Source organism: Novosphingobium sediminicola (assembly GCF_014196525.1).
Lineage (GTDB): Bacteria > Pseudomonadota > Alphaproteobacteria > Sphingomonadales > Sphingomonadaceae > Novosphingobium > Novosphingobium sediminicola.
In genome coordinates this window covers 1-17,923 of sequence record NZ_JACIDX010000031.1, presented here as the reverse complement: position 1 = coordinate 17,923, position 17,923 = coordinate 1, and the positions used below count along the sequence as shown (strand labels likewise).

The 17,923-nt window shown below is 61.8% G+C and carries 19 protein-coding genes and 1 pseudogene; 4 read left to right on the top strand and 16 right to left on the bottom strand.

What is annotated here, in order from left to right; translation table 11 throughout:
- Nucleotides 1-274 precede the first annotated feature (274 nt).
- Together GGR38_RS23070 and GGR38_RS23065 are read right to left on the bottom strand one after the other, a co-directional pair.
- Nucleotides 275-2,791: a beta strand repeat-containing protein gene (locus GGR38_RS23070; RefSeq protein ID WP_183629250.1), complete on the bottom strand. Its 2,517-nt coding sequence runs from the start codon at nt 2,789-2,791 to the stop codon at nt 275-277.
- A 16-nt stretch (nt 2,792-2,807) separates the two neighbouring features.
- Nucleotides 2,808-4,130 carry a surface lipoprotein assembly modifier gene (locus GGR38_RS23065; protein WP_183629241.1) on the bottom strand — a complete coding sequence of 441 codons (1,323 nt, stop codon included), beginning with the start codon at nt 4,128-4,130 and terminating at the stop codon, nt 2,808-2,810.
- A 1,064-nt stretch (nt 4,131-5,194) separates the two neighbouring features.
- Here GGR38_RS23065 and GGR38_RS24035 point away from each other — a divergent pair.
- Nucleotides 5,195-5,554 (top strand): hypothetical protein, encoded by a 360-nt coding sequence (locus GGR38_RS24035; protein ID WP_221227228.1) that lies wholly within the window; start codon nt 5,195-5,197, stop codon nt 5,552-5,554.
- 74 nt (nt 5,555-5,628) lie between these two features.
- Here GGR38_RS24035 and GGR38_RS23055 read toward each other — a convergent pair whose 3' ends face one another.
- The 4 genes from GGR38_RS23055 to GGR38_RS23040 form a co-directional block, all read right to left on the bottom strand.
- The gene (locus GGR38_RS23055) at nt 5,629-6,612 is read right to left on the bottom strand and encodes a DUF2493 domain-containing protein (RefSeq protein WP_183629239.1); all 984 of its coding nucleotides are present in this window, start codon (nt 6,610-6,612) and stop codon (nt 5,629-5,631) included.
- Between the two features lie 410 nt (nt 6,613-7,022).
- Nucleotides 7,023-8,033: a DUF2493 domain-containing protein gene (locus GGR38_RS23050; RefSeq protein ID WP_183629237.1), complete on the bottom strand. Its 1,011-nt coding sequence runs from the start codon at nt 8,031-8,033 to the stop codon at nt 7,023-7,025.
- Nucleotides 8,034-8,122: 89 nt separating this feature from the next.
- Nucleotides 8,123-8,626 carry a DUF736 domain-containing protein gene (locus GGR38_RS23045; RefSeq protein WP_183629235.1) on the bottom strand — a complete coding sequence of 168 codons (504 nt, stop codon included), beginning with the start codon at nt 8,624-8,626 and terminating at the stop codon, nt 8,123-8,125.
- 535 nt (nt 8,627-9,161) lie between these two features.
- A complete protein-coding gene (locus GGR38_RS23040) occupies nt 9,162-9,602 on the bottom strand; it encodes a hypothetical protein (RefSeq protein ID WP_183629233.1) in 441 nt (146 codons plus the stop codon).
- 80 nt (nt 9,603-9,682) lie between these two features.
- Here GGR38_RS23040 and GGR38_RS23035 point away from each other — a divergent pair, with 80 nt between their 5' ends.
- Nucleotides 9,683-9,928 (top strand): hypothetical protein, encoded by a 246-nt coding sequence (locus GGR38_RS23035; protein WP_183629231.1) that lies wholly within the window; start codon nt 9,683-9,685, stop codon nt 9,926-9,928.
- A 195-nt stretch (nt 9,929-10,123) separates the two neighbouring features.
- Here the strand turns inward: GGR38_RS23035 and GGR38_RS23030 are convergent, their stop codons facing one another.
- Nucleotides 10,124-10,279, bottom strand: a complete 156-nt coding sequence (locus GGR38_RS23030) for a hypothetical protein (protein ID WP_246405229.1) — start codon at nt 10,277-10,279, stop codon at nt 10,124-10,126.
- 271 nt (nt 10,280-10,550) lie between these two features.
- Nucleotides 10,551-12,104: an ArnT family glycosyltransferase gene (locus GGR38_RS23025; RefSeq protein ID WP_246405227.1), complete on the bottom strand. Its 1,554-nt coding sequence runs from the start codon at nt 12,102-12,104 to the stop codon at nt 10,551-10,553.
- On the opposite strand from GGR38_RS23025, the gene GGR38_RS24495 reads away from it, so the two are divergent.
- Together GGR38_RS24495 and GGR38_RS23020 are read left to right on the top strand one after the other, a co-directional pair.
- Nucleotides 12,097-12,222, top strand: coding sequence for a hypothetical protein (locus tag GGR38_RS24495; protein WP_281379496.1), 126 nt, complete (start codon nt 12,097-12,099; stop codon nt 12,220-12,222). The two genes, GGR38_RS23025 and GGR38_RS24495, sit on opposite strands and share 8 nt — an antisense overlap.
- Before the next feature lie 34 nt (nt 12,223-12,256).
- Nucleotides 12,257-12,406 carry a hypothetical protein gene (locus GGR38_RS23020; RefSeq protein WP_425497085.1) on the top strand — a complete coding sequence of 50 codons (150 nt, stop codon included), beginning with the start codon at nt 12,257-12,259 and terminating at the stop codon, nt 12,404-12,406.
- Between the two features lie 229 nt (nt 12,407-12,635).
- Here the strand turns inward: GGR38_RS23020 and GGR38_RS23015 are convergent, their stop codons facing one another.
- From GGR38_RS23015 to GGR38_RS22980, 8 genes and pseudogenes are all read right to left on the bottom strand, one after another.
- Entirely contained in the window at nt 12,636-12,905 is a 270-nt protein-coding gene (locus GGR38_RS23015; protein WP_183629230.1) for a type II toxin-antitoxin system ParD family antitoxin, read from the bottom strand.
- Nucleotides 12,906-12,957: 52 nt separating this feature from the next.
- A complete protein-coding gene (locus GGR38_RS23010) occupies nt 12,958-13,155 on the bottom strand; it encodes a hypothetical protein (RefSeq protein WP_183629227.1) in 198 nt (65 codons plus the stop codon).
- Nucleotides 13,156-13,370: 215 nt separating this feature from the next.
- Nucleotides 13,371-14,678: a helix-turn-helix domain-containing protein gene (locus GGR38_RS23005; protein ID WP_183629225.1), complete on the bottom strand. Its 1,308-nt coding sequence runs from the start codon at nt 14,676-14,678 to the stop codon at nt 13,371-13,373.
- A gap of 11 nt (nt 14,679-14,689) precedes the next feature.
- Nucleotides 14,690-15,892 carry an ATP-binding protein gene (locus GGR38_RS23000; protein WP_183629223.1) on the bottom strand — a complete coding sequence of 401 codons (1,203 nt, stop codon included), beginning with the start codon at nt 15,890-15,892 and terminating at the stop codon, nt 14,690-14,692.
- A 69-nt stretch (nt 15,893-15,961) separates the two neighbouring features.
- Complete coding sequence (locus GGR38_RS22995) at nt 15,962-16,270, bottom strand: hypothetical protein (protein ID WP_183629222.1); 309 nt, start codon at nt 16,268-16,270, stop codon at nt 15,962-15,964.
- Nucleotides 16,271-16,298: 28 nt separating this feature from the next.
- Complete coding sequence (locus tag GGR38_RS22990) at nt 16,299-17,009, bottom strand: DUF5983 family protein (protein WP_183629220.1); 711 nt, start codon at nt 17,007-17,009, stop codon at nt 16,299-16,301.
- 84 nt (nt 17,010-17,093) lie between these two features.
- Entirely contained in the window at nt 17,094-17,306 is a 213-nt protein-coding gene (locus tag GGR38_RS22985; RefSeq protein ID WP_168603506.1) for a hypothetical protein, read from the bottom strand.
- 98 nt (nt 17,307-17,404) lie between these two features.
- Nucleotides 17,405-17,923: pseudogene (locus GGR38_RS22980) on the bottom strand (hypothetical protein); the annotation flags it as partial.

The window sequence follows — 17,923 nt, the reverse complement described above, 5'->3', positions numbered from 1 at the left end:
GGCGGGCTTCATGATTGCAGCCATCGCCTGCTGCCTCCGGTGAGGCCTTTGGAACGGTGTCGTCAGTGCAGAGCGCGCAGAGACACCACCTGTCGACTTCACGTTCGGCATGGGCCGCAGCGCTCGTAAACAGCATCCGGCAAAGCCTCCGGTCCTGCCCGAAATTGGCGGCGGAGCCTCGCCCGCGATGACTGCATCACTTGCTTGCGGACATCAGCAGTCAGAGAGGTTTGCGGCCCTCATCCCCTTGGCACACGGCAAACACTCAACCCGCTCACGGTGCCTTTCTGGCGACCACGGCCCCTGCGAAAGAGGATGCCTGCCCCGCAGCGGCATTGTTGAGATTAAGATTGAAAGCACCCCCGAATTCTGCGGCATTGGCGCCGTAGAACATGCCGGTCAGCGTGCCCGAAGTACCAGCGGTGGTCGGGTAGCCTGACAGGGTGTTCTGACTGCAGGACGGGCAGGAATTGCCGATGGAACCGGCATAGGTGATGGTGCCGATGGCCTGAATGGCCCCGGTGGTGCGATTGGTGGCCGTCAGCGCCATATTCATGGTCGCGGCGGAAGTGGTGAAATTCACGGCAAGCGTACTGGTTCCGGACAGATTGGACGCATTGGTCGCGCCCGGTCCATCGCCGCGTCCGACAACCACGCCTGCATAGCTGGCCGAACCCGAGCGCGGCATCTGGAAATCGGGTGTGGGAGCGCCAAACGGAACATACCATGTGGCCGGGTTCTGCATCGTGCCAGTGGCGGCAGTGATTTCGGCAAAGCTGGTGTAGGTCAATGCGATCAGAGGATTGCCGGCGCCGGGATTGAGCACACGCGCATCGCCCGAAGCATTGCGATAGACGGTGTAGGTTGCATCGCTTTGCGCTGCTACCTTGTCCGTATCAAGGAAGGTCTTGTCGAGGGCGTAGGTCCCCGAAGTGCCGGACTTGAAACGATAGGATCTGGCCGAAGTATCCCATATTGTGCCGACATTGAAATCGAGGTCAGTCCATGGCGCGGAAAGCGCCGGATTATCGTCGAGATAAGCGCTGCTGCCGGACAGTGTTGCCACACCGGTCAGGCTGGACAGTCCGTTAAGGGCAGCGCCGATGCTGCTGTCCTGTTTGCCGGTGAAGGCAGCGGCCAGACGCGATCCGTCGCCGGCGGTTCCGCTGATGCTGCCGGCCACTTCCTGCACAGCGGGACCAAAAAACCTGCCCGTCATACTGGCCGAAAAATCGGCGGTATTGTCGCTGTCAAAGGCCAGCGTGCCGGAAAAGGTATTGGCGGTGGAGGAGATTACGGCCGTGCCGCTCCAGTTGCCCCGGTCGATCGGATTGCGCATAATGCTGTAACTGTCCGCTCCGGGGGCAGCCAGAGAATAGCTGCCCTGCGTGGTCAGTGTATTGCCGGAAAAATTGACCTGCAAAGCTCCGTTTCCGAACAGGTCGCGCAGTGGCTGGCCGACCGGGGCCGCCGCACCGCGCAGCACAAGCCCATAGGTGGCCGAGCCGGTGCGCGGCACCGCGCCGGCCTGCGTGTCAAAGCCGTAGGCATAGGCATCAAAGAGCAGGTTGCCGGTCCGCATGTCATATTCCACACCGCCTCTTGTATAGAGCAGACCGGTGTTGAACTGCTGATAGGTGAGCGCACCGGACGACGACGGGGAGGTGATCCGGCCGTCTCTGGAATAGACAACATCCTGAGCGCCCGACTTGGCGCGATAGATGGCAGCAAGGCCCGCCCCGCCGGCAATGGATGACAGATTGCCGCCTGCGGCTGCAGAATTTGCCGAAAGCGAGGCCGACAGGGGAGCAAAGAAGACATCGCTCTGCGGTGAGGTCAGACTGCCGGCTCCATTGAGCGATGTGGTGCCCAGCGCCCCCCAGATCACGCCGCTGCCCGCATTTCCATTTCCTGTATCGGTTGACCAGCTGCCGCCGACCTCCTGCGCGGAAGGGCCGTAAAAGGCGCCGTGCCATTCGCCGTTACCCGCAGAATCCGTCTGGATCAGACCAAGAAAGCTGTTTTTTGACGATGAGATCAGCGCCTGAGACTGCCAGGCATGATTGTCGGACACGCCGCCCGTGGTCGAGTTCGTCTCGCTGTAAAGCCCGCTGCCGAACATGGCGCCCGTGCCGAAATCGACGTTGAGCCTGCCGTTGCCGCCCAGCGCATAGATTGCCGCACCGGAGCTGCGCACGCCCAGCAGGTTGACATCGAAGCTGGCCAAACCGCTGCGCGGAAGGGCGCCCGCGCCGGTCTGCACGCCGTAGGTGAAGCTGGTTACCCGCCCATCAATGGTGGTGGCAAGGTCGAGTTCACGCAACCAGACGCCAGCCCCCACATAACGGGTCAGTCCGGCGCTCGAGCCGCTGTTGGTCAGGATAATGCTGTCGCTGGTGGCACCGCCGGCGAGGGCATAGGTTGTGACAGCCGTATTGGATTTGGAGCGATCAATATTGGCGGCGCCGACGGAAACGCTGCGCGTTCCATCGTTGAGCGAATAGGTGCCGGTCGCGGCATTATAAATGATGCTCAATGAGGCAGAGCCTGCCCAGGTCGTCGCTGCAGCTCCGCTGCGGGGCACGCTGATTGCCGCAAAGGATGCCGAATTCAGAAAGGCTTCGCTGGCCAGGGTTCCTGTCAGGCTGGTGTTCGTACCCGAGCCGATCACCGGCGAGGAAGGGGTTGGTGTGGATCCGACACCGCCGCCGCCGTCACCCCCGCCGCATCCGGCAAGCATCAGCGAAGCCGCAGTGGACAGCACAGCTGTGCGAGTCTTGATGATAATCATGCCCCAAGCCCTTTGTTCAGAAAGCCGATGTGATGCCGATGTCGCCGGAAATGCGGCGGTAGTCATAGATCTCTACGGTCGAACGATTGCGCTCCCAGCGCAGCCGCGCGAGGGGAGAAAATCCTTTCCATTGCAGCCGCCGCCATGTCAGGCTGGCCGATGCCGTGAAGCGGTCGTCGCTGCGCCGTCGCGGGTAAAGCAGCAGCCTTGCGTCGGCCTCAAGACGGCTGTACCCGCCGCTGAGCACCAATGTGGCGGCGCCGATTTCGCGAAAGGCAAACAGCGATCCGCCTGCTGCGACATCGGAGTAGCCCGTATCGCGCGCCGCCGTGCGGCTGATACTTGCCTGAACGCCGCCGCCGAGCCGCGCGGAAAAAGCCCGATCATAACCGGAAGTCAGCGAGCTGGTCGTGCCGGTCTGGAAACTGTTGCGAAAATTGGTGGTGCGCGCGAGGCCGCCTTCCAGCCGCCACTGGGCCTGCGCGCCCAGCGGATGCAGGAAGGTGGCGCTGCCGCCCCACGACAGACTGTAGGGCTCCGCGCCAAACCAGCGCCATGTCGGGCCTCCCGCCAGAGAAAGGCGATCTTTGCCGAACAGCATTTCGGGACCGAGCTGCACCCCCGCCAGCACATCGTTGAAACCCGCATCGCGATAGAGGCTCGCCTGCCCGCTGGCTCTGGCAACCATGCCGATCCCCGATGAGAGCGGCATGCGCAAAAAACTCTGGCCGCGCAGCGCCAGCCCCAATCCCGATCGCTCTCTGGCATTCCGGTCGAGGGTGAAATTGCCAAGCACCGTACCGAGCGTGTCGGACCTTGTTGCCCGGTTGACGTTGGAGTCCGGTGCCAGGGTTGCCTCGAGACTGACACCCCATGGTTTGCCGGCGTGCAGCGCCGCCGAATAAAAGCGGACCATGCGCTCGATGTCAGCGAGCAGACCGCCCGCCTGCGCCGCCCGCAATTCCCGCTGAGCCGCGCCCAGATTGCCCAGCTCCGCCTGAATGCGCGCCAGTTCAAGCCTCACCCGCCCGGCCTGCGGTTTTTCGTCGAGAATGCGGCGCAATTCCACCGCAGCTTCTTTCAGCCGGTGCTCGCGATTGGCCAGCATCATCGCCAGACGAAAGCGCGCCTCATTGCGCAGATCCATGTCGGGATTGGTGGCCAGAGCCCTGTAGGCGATCCGGGCAGTCGCAAAATCGTCCCGATCGCGCGCGGCATCGGCAAAAGCAAAAAGCTGCGCCGCCGTAAGATCGGATGCGGAGGCGGGCGGAGCCGAAGGCGGATCATCTTGCTGCGCGAAGGCAGCAATCGCCAGACCGGCAATCACGACTGACACCATTGGATCAATTTGCCCCAAATACAGACTATTGCCTAGTCAATTTACTTCAGCATGTCCATATTGCATCATCATCTGCGGCAGACTTGAGGTGGTATTTCCATGCAGAGCTGAGTCTGCTCATGGTGCCCTGCGACACAATCCTGCCATGAGGCAGGCCTTACCCTTGGACAAATGCGGCAACATCACCGCGCCCGCGCAGACCCTGTCGGATTTTGGGGGATCGGATTGGGGGATAGGATCAGGGGCGCGGCACAATGCAGCCAATGGTGCGCCTTCATAAAGCCTATGCCCATGCACCATGCCCACGAGGCGCGAAAATCGCGAAAATATCGGGCGACGGCGATCGCCCGGACGGCCGCCTGCCCGTCCCCGGTTGCCTGTCCTCGGTTGCCTGCCCCCGATGACCGCTCCCCGGTTGCCTCTCCAACCCAGCATTCATTCGAAATCGCAGCCGTTTCGGCGTCACTTCGGAACCTGCCTCACGGTGGACTTCGTTTGAGCGGACCTGACCATTGCCGCGCCGGCAAGGCTGAGACATCGGCATATTCGCTCGTCTTACGTTGCCGCACCGAACCGGCCGGCATCGAACCTCGAAAGCGTGATGTGTGAGTATGTCGCCCGGGTTCGCGGGTATGGCCGGACCGCCAACGCGCCGCCGACCTGACGAAGCTGCTGCGCAGGCATTGCAAAACGGTACTGTCCTCTCCGCTTGCGACGGGATCGGACCATATAATACTGATGCAGCCATGGTCTTCACAGCAGACGCTTACCAGGGGCAGGCACGTAAGCCTGCACGTAAGGCCGGGTGCGCGATTGCGCGACGGCGATCTTTCGCCCCCTTGCCGGCAAATAGCCCCAGTTGCGACGATCATACCAAGCCTGTGGATATTACAGCGGCAGCAAGGCAGCTGTTCCGGCAAGGGCCATTGCCTTGTTCTGACGATCACCCCGCGGTTGCCCCGCCACGCCCCTGAGGTTTTTGCGCCGGGATATTGCGCACATGCGCGATGCACCCGATATAGGAAGAGTGGCGGGCAGACCATCTCTTAAAAAGGATGATGGACATGCCCAAATTGAGCGAAAGAGATCGCCTTGCCGAACTGGAAGAACGCCAGCGCAAGGCCGCCGAAGACGTCGAGAAGGCACGCCTCGCGCTGCGGGGTAAATATGCCAATCTGATCCGTGAGCTCCCGGTCGAACGGCTCACCGAACGTGACTTGCGCGAGATCGTGACCCGGGCGATCAGAACCGGCGGCGGCGCTGCGATCACGGCGCTCAAGGCCTCGCCTGAAGCCGGCACCGGAGCAACTCCCCAACCTCGCTCGCCCGCCAGGCCGACCCGGGATAAGTCGCAAAGAAGCAATGCCGGGGAAGAACCGCTGCCCGTCATCGGCACCGCGACGGACCCGGTGACGGGTCCCTGAGCGGGGCCGACATCGACATCGGAATAAAGAAGAAGGGCTGGCCCGGACAAACCGGACCAGCCCTTTGCGCTACCCTAACGAGACGCCGCCTCACGCTGATTGGCAAGCGTGATGAAATGCGCGGGGATACCCTTTGCCCTCACCCCGCGCGCCAGATGGGATTGCAGCCCTGAGCCCTGCGCCACCACCGCCTCTACCGGACACAGGGCCAGCAATTGCTCGTTGCGGCGAAACCCGGCCTGCGCCCCGAGTTTGCGGTTGAGGGTGAAGGCAACAAGGCGGACATTCCGGCTCGCCGCCCAGGCAGCCGCCATCGCATCGCAGCCTTTTTCCTGTGCCGTCGTTGCCAGCACCATCGCCGGTATCCGCGCACGGATTGCATCGAGTCTTTCCCAGATCAGCGCGTGGTCGTGCCAGCCTTCCGCCCCACCTGAAAAGATCACGATCGGGGCCTGCGGGTGGTGCTGATCAATCCGGCGCTGACGGCGCGCGGCGAGGAAATCCTGGGCGGCAATAACCGAGGCGGTGCGCTTGCCTGACACCAGCGATCCGCGCGGCGAGGACCACGGACGGCCTGTCTCGCTGTGGAAGGTGGCAGCGGCATGGTCGCGCATGCAGGCTACCGCCTCGCGGGCTTCATCGAGTGACTGGCAGAGTGTCTGGGCCTCTTCCAACTCCCCCATCATCACCTCGCTGCCGTCGGCATCGCGGATGAGATCCCGGACCTTGAGTGCCGCTTTGTCCGCCTCGCCGTCGAGTTGCCCGGCGACCCGGTGGAAGGCATGGACAATCCCCCATGCAAGGCGATCGGACAGCATTTCAAGCCTGGTGTCGCGCAGCACATCGAACATCGTGCGCACCAGCATTTCGGTGGCAAGCTGGACCTGCAATGCGTCGGGCAGATCGCTCGTCACCACCTCGTCGGCGATGCTGATACGAAAGCCATCGACGGTCTCAGTAAAGCTGTGCGCAAAGTCGTCAGTGGGGCCCGCGGTTTCCTGCGCAAGGAATTCGGCGATCTCGGTAAAGGAGCGGACAGAACGGATTGCCTTGGTCATTGTAACCTCCATCAAAAAAGAGGTCTCTTCATCGGCACGGGCTCCGAGCGGCGGGGTCAGGGATCGCGGAACGCGACCGCGCAGCGGCGGTGGGGGTCACGATTTTTTCGGGCGGAAAATATGCTCGCGATCCAGGCACCGCGCCCTACCCGCCCGTAAAAATGGTGGGGCCCCGCCGTCCTTGAGGCCGTCGCGATCCCGTGCCACACTTGGAAGACTTGAGAGAAGAGAGGAGGCTTGCGGAGCGGGGGTTCGACGCCCCCGCTTCGCAACGGGTGCCTCCAGACGCCACCTCGCCATGGGGCATCTCTTGTGATCAAACCGTGGGCTAGTCCCTCCCCTCAGGCATAAAAAAGGCCGACCGCGCATAAGCGCGGCCGGCCGGAGTTACGGTAATACGGAAAGAGCCATCAGACGCTATGGCGACGCCTTGTCACCGCCAACCGGGGCACGCCGGCGATGGGCGCCTGATCCCCTTTACGGAAGGCGTGGATCGGCACGCCCGCCTTACGCAGGGCCTGATAGAGATTGGCCTGAATGCCAGAACCCTCGCCCAGAATAGCCTCGACGGGCTTCAATTCCACCATCCGCCGATTGCGGGCAAAGGGAGCCCCGCGCCCCCCGCCCGTCAGCGTATAGGCCACCAGCGGAACTCCGCTATGCGCCGCCCAGGCCGCGACGATGGCATCAAAGCCTTTGCGCTGCGCGGTCGAGACCAGCATCATGTTGGGGATGCGCGCATGAACCGCATCGAGCCTTGCCCAGACGGCCTGCCAGTCATGCCATTCGGCATGGCCCGAGGCGATGACAATCGGCCCTCTGGGTACATGGCGCTCGCGCCTTTCGAGTTCACGCCCGCGCAGAAAGTCCTGAACGGCGATCTGCGTGGCGGTCGAGGCTTTCGATGCGCGCGAGCCCTTTGTCGGCGACCATGGCCAGCCTGACTGTGCGCGATACATCTCGGCGGCATAATCGCGCATGCATTCCATCGCCTCACGCTGCTCGGCGGTCGACTGGCAAAGGAGCTGTTTGTCCTCCAGCTCACGATTATAGACTTCCGATGTGTCAGGACTGCGGGCCAGATCGCGGATTTCATCGGCAAGGGCCTCCTCGCGGCGTTCCAGCTTGCCTGCGACGAAGTGGAAGGAATTGACAAAACCCCAGGCGATTTCCGCTGCAAGCGGTTCAAGCCTGGTCCCGGTGAGCAGATCGAAGATCGTGGCGATAACGGCACCGCATTCGGCCTGCGCCGCAAGCGGTTCGGGCATATCATGTTCGCCAGACTCCTCGCCCGGCTCAGTGATCGACAGCGGCATGGGATCGCCAAAGGCCCGCTGGAATTCCGGACTGGCGGTGATCGCCGCATAGAGGCCGGGCAGATCGGCAAACCTGCTGACGCTGCGTGGAAATGGATCGGTCATGGTGAGCACTCCCAAAGCACGGGGGAGATAAAAATCGGGCCGGGAACGCGTGAACGCCCCGGCCCGCTTGGGGTGGAATACAGAGAAGATCAGAACGCGATGTCGTCATCCTCGTCAGCGCCGGCGAGCGCCATCTGACGCATTACCGTGCCATCGGGCCCGGCGGTGCTGCCGCCAAACCCGCGCTCCGCGCCGCCTTCGTAGCGACCATCGGCATCCCCGCCCTGCATATCGAAATTGCTGGCGCCAAACCCAGGACCAACAGCTTCCGAACGCAGCGTATCGCGCCGCCATGCAATCGCGTAGCCGCCGCCTTCATTACGGAACAAAGCCACCGGCAGCGGCTCGGGCAGGCTGGGGTCGTCGATATTGCCGGCGAGGAACACTTCCCCGGTCTTTTTCGTTTCGGCTTCCCAGAGGGCCCCGATCTGGACCCAGCGGCGGGCGACATTGAGCGCGACGACCTCGTAGCGGGGCGCCCGCGGGTTCTGACTTTCAACGGGTCGCAGACCGATGCGGGGGAGATCGATCGTGCGCGTGGCAATACGCCCCATCAGACGACCGTTCTGAAGCGAGATTTCTCCGATATTCATTACCTTGACCTTTCGAATATCACTCGGAACCCTTTTCCGGCGACACTCATCAAGACCCTTCTCTCCTCTCCGGCCCGGCGGTGCCGCGCAGCGCAACCTATCCCTTCCTCCCCTGCCCTCACCGCCCGCGCGACCCTATTACCGGGACCTGTACTCCCGAAGCAGAGTTCCCCCCCCCCGGCCCGCCGCGTGTCCGATCCAGGTCAGGTGAAGGCGATGGTCCGTCGTGATCCTGTCCTCGAAGATGACGCTTCCCGCATCGAAGGACCGCAGATCCTCATTCGTCACAAGCCGGAGGATGCGGCTGTCCTCGAGTTCGATCATCGGGCTGTGACCAATTTGTGCAAAGCATGCCGGTCGGACGATCATGGACGCCGGGAATATGGGCCATCAAACTATTCTGCAAAATGAGAAGCATCGTCCGACAGATCTTTTCCAAAGCCGCCATGACGGGGAAAGGGGGGATACGGATACGCGGCGATTCCTGGCAGAGCGATGCCATCGTGATAAAGTTCCAGGCGCTGTTCAACACCTCTCATGCATGACCAATCTCCGGCCCGCCATCTCCGACATGCCTGTGTGGATGGCAGGACAGGGCCACGCGCAACCGGCTCTCGGTGCCGATCATCTCGCTGCGGCTTGGCACCACCTCGATCGTATAGACATCCCTTGCAAAAAGATCGGCTTCGGGCGGAGCCAGCGACGTGTAAGCCACCGGCCATTGGCAGAGCAGCACCCATGGCCAGTCCGGCAAGGGAGGCCGATAGCGGGCGATCACCACACATTCGCACATGCTGCCCGAGGGGCGCCGGTCGAACAGATCGGGGAACACCAGCTCATCGCGCGGCGCTTCGAGAAAGGTCTCCAGCTCGGCCAGTTCTTCCACGCTTTCGAGGATGATCGGGTAATAGCGGCCCAGAGGCAGGGACGCCCCGGCAAAGCCGGCCGGAACATCGATCAGCATAATATCGGGCATGCCGGCCAGAGGGCCAGGGTAGAGGCACCGACTGGCCGCAAGATGATCGGTGAGGCGCATAAAACAACTGTGCCTCAAGGATGGGCAGCGTCAAGCCATCAGGGCGACGAGGCAGAAAACGGCTTTCTCTGAATATCCTACCAGAGGCACCGGACCGCAAAGCCATCGAACAGGGCTTCACTGGAAACCGGCACCATGCCTTCGCTCCGAACCCGCGCGAACAGGAAGCGGTCAAAGAGGTCCTTGCTGGCAATGTTCATTGCCCCGGCGAGCCGGGCATGCCGAACGCTGACGGCCGGCTCACCGAAACCCTGCCCGGCAAATGATCGCCTCGAAATCATGCGCAAAGGAGCGCCGGATCGGGCAATTTGCCGATGCGGAACCTGGCGGCCACTTCCATGGTCGAAGCAGCGCTGATAAAAATGCCGTCGCCCTCATCGGCAATGGCATTGCGGGCATGAAGGCTCAGGCCTCATTCTCCGCCGGCCACCAGATCAGCGCATGTGCATCGAACAGCAGTCTCAAGCAGGATTCCACTCTTCGATCTTATCCTCCGGCAGGGAATCGTTGAAGCGCTCATCGACGGAGATCCTGCTATTGAGAACCCCGAATGCGCGGCGCCCCTGCGATTCGATCGGCACCAGCCGAACAAGCCGCACATTGCCGCGCGCGATCACGACCTCGCCCCCGCCGGCGCTTCAGGGATCAGGCTGGAAAGGTTGGTTTGGGCATCGTGGACCGGGGACTGACCATGAGCATCTCCTTAGCCAAAAAATTGCCAGATGTATTTCCCCTGACAAGACCGATTGCGATTGATCCGGCCGCGTCAGATATGCAGCCGCTCCGCCGACACTGTACAACCATCTTTTCGCGAGGTACCCAACCCTCAATCGGGGCCTCGCGGCGGCGGCCGGACCACGGCTCCATCTGGAAACCCTCTATGGAAAATTATTCCGGAATGGCAGCACCCGGATCCGCAATCCGGACAGTGCGAGAGGGATGCAGATCTTTTAAAGCCCAGACGTAAATCACGCGTTCAATCACGGAAACCCGCGCCACCAGAACGTAATCACGTGCCAATGCCCTCTGGACAAGTTTCTGTGTGACTGGATCGACACGCGGCACCAGTGGCCGGTCCGCCGTGATGATGGCGCCGGGGCGAGATGCAAGCAAACGCGCTTCCTCGGCCGCGGCATCAACGCCCAAAGCCGGAGTTTCCGTAGGATTGGTCAAATGATCCGGGTAAATATAGCGGCTCGAGGAGCAGGCACCGGTCAGCAGGTAAAGAATCGTGGGCCCGTCATAGACATAAAGGCAGCGATGCGTGACATAGGGTGTGATGGCCTGCGTAAGCTGCCGGGCTGCCTGCTCGTAAGCCGAAGTCTTGAAGTAATTCGAAGGGGTCAACAGGGCCGGCCATAAACACAGCATGCAGCTGATAAAAAAACCCATTCGCCCGCCGCGAACGAGCGGGGCGACCACTATGCACAGTGGCGGCAAAACAGTGATGAAATAGAAGTCATAAAAATCACCCAGCATGCTAAAGCCGGCAACCGCAGACAGTGTCCATCCGGCCAGCAGCCAAAAATCCTGCGGGTTGCCCACGGCACGCTGACGCCAACGCAAAATCAGCGCCATAGGCGCCGGTGCGATGACGCAAATCGCCTTTGCCAGGACAAATTTGATCTGCAATAGGCGCGTTTCAACGGGAAACGGCTTGCGGTGAAAAACCGAAATGAAATTGGCCTGGATAAAAGCGTCCAGATGTCCGATCCAGGCATAATAAGCAAAAGCCGCAATGGTAGGCAGCAACGCCACAGTGATCATGGCGAATGCCACGAGAATAAGTCTCCGGAGCGGCATGTCGGCACGCCGCAGGCGCCAAAGAAACCAGATCCCCAGAAAAATGCCTTCCACAACGGGCATATATTTAAACTGTATGGCAACCCCCATGAGTGCCATCGCCGTTAACGCAAGGCCGACGATCCGGGACCGCCTCTGCGTATCGTTTGAGCGGAAAGCGGCCCGGACGGCGCAGGCTGTCAAGGCATTGTAGATGACCGGCGTCTGACCGCCCATGCCGCTCAGCACATTGAGCAGAAGAACATAGGCCAGGGCTGCCACGAACCCCTGGAGCATGCCTGCGCTACGGCGTACAATGCTCCAGATGACCGATGAGGTGACGGCCACGCATAGAGCAGCCATCAGCTGATATTGGATGATACCGCCGCCGCCCAGCAGGCGCACACCGGCATAGAACAAAAAGAGCCCGATGGGTTTGCGGTCCCAAAGATCCACGTAGGGCAATTGCCCATGCAGAATACGATCGCCCACAACCAGATAGAGCTGCTCGTCATAGTCGAGCATCGGGTTGCCAAAGGTGGGAAGACGCAGCAAAATGCATAGCAATGTGATGAGGGCGAAAGGCCACCACCCCGGAAGCTTTGCCGCCACACCATCTAAAGTGCTTTTTCGCGTGTTTCCTGGCGAGATCGTGACCATTGTTGATGACAAAGCTCCAACCTCCGCTTGGAAAATCAGACTTTTCATCGCCGGAAATGGTGGATTGATGGTTAATATTGCTAAAATCGAACAACTATTTGAAGGTTCGCTTTCATAATGCGCTACCAAATTCACCGGTCCACAGGCGGACTGTGCTCGACGTTGATGACACATTTGCCGTAATGCACGGCGGTCAGCAGTTGCGTCTGCTTAATGCCCATCATGACGAATACGGCTCCCGGCCCATCGTGGAGCTCAAGGGCAAGGGCAGCTTCATCACCGCCGTACGGCCCTCGGCCTGAAGTCCCAGGAGCAAGGAAATCCCGCCAGTCCCGCGCGGCGGCGACCTCGACATTGCACCGCCATATCAATGATCCGGAGCTCGGCACCGGGACCCTCGCTACGAGCAGCCTCAAGCAGGCAATTTCAATCTCATCGATAAATGTGATTGCTCTTGTCGGATTATCTCTGGCTATGAAGCCGGCGATATCGACCGGACATCCTCGGCAGCTGGTGAAAATTCAAGCTGCATCAGTCCTCCAGGTGCTCTGCTGCAATATCGGTGATACGCTGACGGGCTTTGGTAAAGACGCGATCAGCCGGAATACCCGGCCCGCTTCGGACGCCAGACTCGACCTCAGAACGAAGCGCGTCAAGCCTAGCCTGACGCATGGCCTCCTGTTCCTCAAGCGGGCGAAGGCTGTGGCAAACAACCTCACTGGTCGAAGCGTAACGACCGCTGTTCACCTGCTGCTTGATCAAACCCTCAAAATGAGCACCAAGGGTGAAACCGGAAGGCATGAGCAAACTCCTGTGGACACGAGGAATGCCATTAGGCGGCGCAGGCAGAAAGCTAGACGATAATGGCGACAATACGCTCATTCCGGCCAGGCGCCCGTCCGGTGATCCGGTAGGGCTGCAGAGGGCTGCCGGTCAGCAGGATCAGCTGGATATATCCGCTTTGATGACGCCTCTGGACAGCCACCGCATAGCAGCGCTCGAACGAAGCCAGCATGTGCCGCCGCGGCGACAGGTAGTCGGAACAGGGCATCACCTTTCTCCAGGATTCGGAATTGGGCAACCGGCAGCCCCCCTTTGTCAAACAGGCCCCCCTTGTCAAAGCTCGCGTAAAGGCCGGTCAGCGCTCGTCAGGCAGCGTTTTCCTGTCGAAGGAGATCCAGACCGAGCCTGCCGCGCCGGCATAGGTCACGATGGCGCAAAGAGCGGATGAGAGACTCTCGAAGCGTTCAGTGCCCCTGCCGATCCTCATGCGGCGGGGCGGCCCTCGTCCTTTTTGTGAACAGCAGCCCAAGGCCCCGGCGCCATCAGGTCCGCCGGCGCAACCGGGATCCTGCCCGCCCGCCTGCTCCTGGGCGCCTTGCAGGGCCGCGCCGGATCGGTGAACCGATAGCCGATGCGGACGGCATGCTTGCTGATGACCGCCGCATCCCGCCCGAGAGCCTGGGCAAGGTCAGTGAGTGAGATGCCCTGCTCCCAGGCTGTCGCAATTGCCCGGTCTTCCTCCGGCGTGAACGACCGGATATAGCCATGCGAGAGCCCAAGCCGGTTGGCATGCATCAGCACCGCCCGCACGCCTCGCCCGAGCGAAGCCGCGATCTGGCGGGTCGGTCGTTTGCCATAGTCGCGCCTGAGAACGGCATTGTCGTCATCCGACCAGTCCGGCCCGGAGCGAAACCCGTTGGGCCGGTCATGGCTGCCCCGCAACCCCAGCTCGGCAACGCGCCAGCGGATCGAATGAGCTGATCGACCGAGCCTTTCGCGTAAGGAGGTAAGGCTTGCCCCGGTGGCATAGGCCATTGTGAGCAGATCATCCTCTTCAGCAATCCACGCCCTGCCCCAGCCCCGTCCATAACCGAACTTGCGGAGCTTCTGACCAAACCCGCGTGCGCTGCGCCGAGGGAACCCTTCGTCGGCGAGCCTGTCGACGATTACGACGTAGCGGTGGCCTTGCCCCGCCAGTTCGAAGGCGCGGGCCAATTCTTCGTCGGACCATCCCTCGGGCTGACAGTCATGGCGCAGGTTCAGCGCCGCAGCGCGTCCGATCACCCCGGCAAAGGGCCGTCCGATCAATTGCGCGATCTGTGCAACCGGAACGCCTTCCCGATAGCCCTCCTTGATCTGGACATCCTCCCAGCCGGTATAGGCAGGCGCGGCCGGTTCACTCAGGTCCAACAGTTTCGCTCGGGCATAGACAGCACTGACCGACCGGCCAAGCAGAGCGGCCAGATCGGACGCCGGTTCTTCGCCATATCGGCGGACAAGCTCGCCGTCCTCCCATTCCAGCCAATCGCGCCGGGAATGGCGGCGCAGTCCGAGATCGGCAATGCGGCTGGCGATCCCGGCCCTGCTGCGCCCAAGATCCCGGGCGATATCATCAAGCGAATGATCGGCTAAGAATGCCTCACGCAGCCGGTCTGTCTCGGCAGGGAGCCAGGCATTCGCCTGAAAGGCGATTTCGCGCAGGGGAGCCTGACAGATGGGCTGTTCGGTCGGAACGTAAGGGGCCAGTTCGACAATATCGCCCGGCAGGTCACAGAAGCGGTCGTAGGTCACAGTCGATCCTTTCAGGCAAGGCCGACAACCGGCGTGTCGATGACGCGCAGACGAAGCCGTGCAGACAGGCGGGCCATCCTTGTCGCATCGCGCGGCATCGTGTCTGCAGCTCCGATGGCCGAAAGCAGGTCCAGCCCGGCGTCCACGTCCTCGCCCGGCAAGCCCAGATGCCGCGCCAGTTCCTCCGCCGTGGTGGCATTGGGTGCGATGTTGCGCAGCGCCGCGCTAATCCGCGTGGCAGGCCCCGCCGCCGGATCGAGCAGAAAACTGTCGAGCATGCGCAGCACCTGCCGTGGCACCGGCAGCTTGCGTCCTGCGGAGGGTTCGCGCAGCGCATCAAGCTCGAGCAGCGAGCGGCTTTGCTGCGGATCGAGATCGGCAGCCGAAAGCAATGCCGGGCTATGGCCGATATGGCGGGTGATCGTCGGATCGATCCGGACAAGCTGCGGCAGCGGCGACAGCGCGGGGCCAAAGGCAAAGAATTCGCCCGGTGCAAGCTGGCGCAGAAGACCGGCCTGCTCGCTGCCGAAACCAAGCAGATCGGCGGCTCGGGCTACGTCGCGGTCAAAGACATTGAGGCCGATGAGGTGGTTGTGAAGCTCGGACACCACCGAACTGGCCAGTTTGGCAAGGCGCTGGGTGGCGATGATCGTGCCGATGCCGCGTTTGCGCCCCCTGGCACACATATCGGTGAGCGTTGCCACGCCAAGACGGCGGGTTTCAGCATCGCGCGCGGAGGCTGCCATATGCGGCGCCAGCAGATGGGCTTCGTCGATACAGACCAGCACCGTATTGCCCCAATGCTCGCGCGGTGCGGATAAGAGCCCTGCAAAGAAGGCCGCCGCCTTTTCGATGCGGATATCGGGTTCAAGATCGGTGAGATCGAGATGGAGCGCGATCCGATGCTGACGCGCGCGCAGCGCAAGAGCGGTCAGCCCGTCATTGGCATAGTCGCGGGCAAGGATGGTGGTGGCGCCGATATGATCGGCCAGATTGGCAAATTCGCCCTCCGGATCGACGATGATGGTTGTGAGATAATCGAAGGCCTCCTCGATGATCCGGCGCAGGGTCTGGCTCTTGCCCGCCCCGGAGGAACCCTGAATGAGGCAGCGCCCCGCCATCAGCTTGGCTAGATCCAGTTCAAGCGGAGCCGTCGAGGAGCGGCCGAGCGGCACTTTGGTATCGGCGGCGAATTCATGGGCAGCAAAGGTCATGAGATGCACTCCTCTTGGCCCCGACCATCGCGGATGGGGGCGGATGGAGGGCAGATGATGAAAATTGGGTCAGTCCTCGATCAGGTGGACCGAGGCCATGAAGCCGCCATTGTCGGGTTCGACCCGGATCATGGGCGGCAGGGCATCGAGATCGAACCGCGCGCAGCCGATCGCCGCCTTGCGAAGAACACCTGCGATGATCCTCGGCATCAGGTCGGAATTGGCCAGGCCGCCCCTGCGCGGATGGGCGCGCATGACCGGCAGATTGAGGTGGTGGCGTCTCACCTGTTTGAGAACGCGGACATAGCGAACCTTGGCATCGCGCCCGGCCACTTCCTCGATCCTGATTTGGGTGCGGTAGGTAGCAAGGATCTTCATGCCGGCGCCTTCCCGACAAAAGCAACTGTCACCAATTGCTCAAAGGTAGGTCATCGACCGTGTCGCCATCGCAATCGACAAGGACATAGGCAAAGCCCTTTTCGCGACCAAAGGTGATCAGTGCCGCGAGATCTTCGGGCAGAGGCGCTGCGCCGGACTCGTCTCGCAGTCTGGTCGGCACGAACCAGCCGTGGACGGCGGCCGCAATATCGAGCGGGCGATCACCGGGCGGCCAGGAAGACCAGAGGTCGAGCAGCTCGGCCGTCGCAGCGGAAAGATGCGCGGTGGAAAGGACGCAGTAGCGGCCATTTTCCAAGGCAGGTTGAGTTGCACAGACAGCAGTAGCCGATGGCGGATCGATCCGAATTTGCTCGATTATCAGGCATTCGCTGTCATGTCGGTCGAAATAGATCTCGATCACATCCGCGTCGCTCAGATCTTCGGCTTTTCGGGGATCGCGGATGTCCGGCCACCATTCGCGGCAGAATTCGGCGATCTGTTCCTCCAGCGCCGGGCGGTCGAGGGACACATGGATGTTGAGTCCCTCCTTATGTTCGATGACCCCGACATGGATATCGAGCGGCCAGAGCATTGGAGAATGCGCCAGGCCCTGTTCGGCAAGCGCGATATCCTCGGCAAGGAAAGCCATCGCGTGACTGTCGAGATCGGCAGGTGTTTCGAGCGCCGCGCGGGCGCGGGCCAGAAGCGCCCTGAAATCGTGCAGGGAGTTATCCGTCATGGGGATGCTTTCGAAAATACGAGCCGCGGCATCGCGTGAATATCCGGCCTCATGCCGCCGCCTGCGTGATTTAAACGCCCGGTCTCAGCAGGCGCGGGCGCAGGCCTCGCGGCGCAGATCGGGCACGCGGGGGTCGTCATAAGCACTGGCCCCCGACATCTCGAGGGCGGCCTGTTCGGCGCTGTACCAGTTGGCCGCCTCGACCTTGTAGGTTTCGCTGGCGTAGCGTTCATCGCCGCTGAAAAAGGCGACCTCGACCTGAAACGCCTGCAGGGCAGGCACAATATTCTCGCGCATGGCTGATATCCTTCGCGGGCAAGAGAAAGGCGGCAGCGGCACTGAGCCGGAGCCGCCTAAAGAGCTGGATGAGGAGAGAGCGGGCTAGCCCGCGCCGCTCAGAGCGCCTTTTCGAGGAGCTTTCGGGCCTTGCCTTCGAGTTCGAGGCGGGCTTCCTGATGCGGCTTGCTGCGTGCGTGGGCCGTGATGCCCTGCACGAAATCATAGAGCGATGCGGGCGGATGACCTTCCTCGACCAGCACGGTCTCGATGATCTTCGCGGTATCGGTTTTGGAGAAGCCGCGCTTCCTCAGGAAATCCTCGCGATCCTCATCCTTGCGCGCAACGATCGTCTCGCGCGCCGCCTTGATGCCGGTAATGAAATGCGAGGGCGAGCTGTCGGCAAAATGCTCAAGCGCGGGTGCGGCCTGATGGGCAAAACGGGCGGCGGCGAATTTCGAGTGGCGGATATTGACCTCCTCGAAATTTTCAACGCCCCACAGGCATCTGTTGGCGCAAACCCCGCGCAGGTAGAAGGTGGCGATCCCCAGCGTTTTGGAACCCACTTCCGAGTTCCAGTCGGGTAGGGGCGAAGATACCTGTACGGATATCCTCTTCCCCTCCCACGAAACCGGACT

Coding starts and splice junctions, on each gene's coding strand:
- GGR38_RS23055 (WP_183629239.1), bottom strand. CDS start 6,612: ATGACCAAGGCAATCCGTTCTGTCCGCTCCTTTACCGAGATCGCCGAA.
- GGR38_RS23015 (WP_183629230.1), bottom strand. CDS start 12,905: ATGCCTTCCGGTTTCACCCTTGGTGCTCATTTTGAGGGTTTGATCAAG.
- GGR38_RS23010 (WP_183629227.1), bottom strand. CDS start 13,155: ATGCCCTGTTCCGACTACCTGTCGCCGCGGCGGCACATGCTGGCTTCG.
- GGR38_RS22985 (WP_168603506.1), bottom strand. CDS start 17,306: ATGCGCGAGAATATTGTGCCTGCCCTGCAGGCGTTTCAGGTCGAGGTC.
- GGR38_RS23040 (WP_183629233.1), bottom strand. CDS start 9,602: ATGCCCGATATTATGCTGATCGATGTTCCGGCCGGCTTTGCCGGGGCG.
- GGR38_RS23065 (WP_183629241.1), bottom strand. CDS start 4,130: ATGGTGTCAGTCGTGATTGCCGGTCTGGCGATTGCTGCCTTCGCGCAG.
- GGR38_RS23070 (WP_183629250.1), bottom strand. CDS start 2,791: ATGATTATCATCAAGACTCGCACAGCTGTGCTGTCCACTGCGGCTTCG.
- GGR38_RS23045 (WP_183629235.1), bottom strand. CDS start 8,626: ATGAATATCGGAGAAATCTCGCTTCAGAACGGTCGTCTGATGGGGCGT.
- GGR38_RS22990 (WP_183629220.1), bottom strand. CDS start 17,009: ATGACGGATAACTCCCTGCACGATTTCAGGGCGCTTCTGGCCCGCGCC.
- GGR38_RS23035 (WP_183629231.1), top strand. CDS start 9,683: ATGGGCAGCGTCAAGCCATCAGGGCGACGAGGCAGAAAACGGCTTTCT.
- GGR38_RS23000 (WP_183629223.1), bottom strand. CDS start 15,892: ATGACCTTTGCTGCCCATGAATTCGCCGCCGATACCAAAGTGCCGCTC.
- GGR38_RS22995 (WP_183629222.1), bottom strand. CDS start 16,270: ATGAAGATCCTTGCTACCTACCGCACCCAAATCAGGATCGAGGAAGTG.
- GGR38_RS23025 (WP_246405227.1), bottom strand. CDS start 12,104: ATGGTCACGATCTCGCCAGGAAACACGCGAAAAAGCACTTTAGATGGT.
- GGR38_RS23050 (WP_183629237.1), bottom strand. CDS start 8,033: ATGACCGATCCATTTCCACGCAGCGTCAGCAGGTTTGCCGATCTGCCC.
- GGR38_RS24035 (WP_221227228.1), top strand. CDS start 5,195: ATGCCCAAATTGAGCGAAAGAGATCGCCTTGCCGAACTGGAAGAACGC.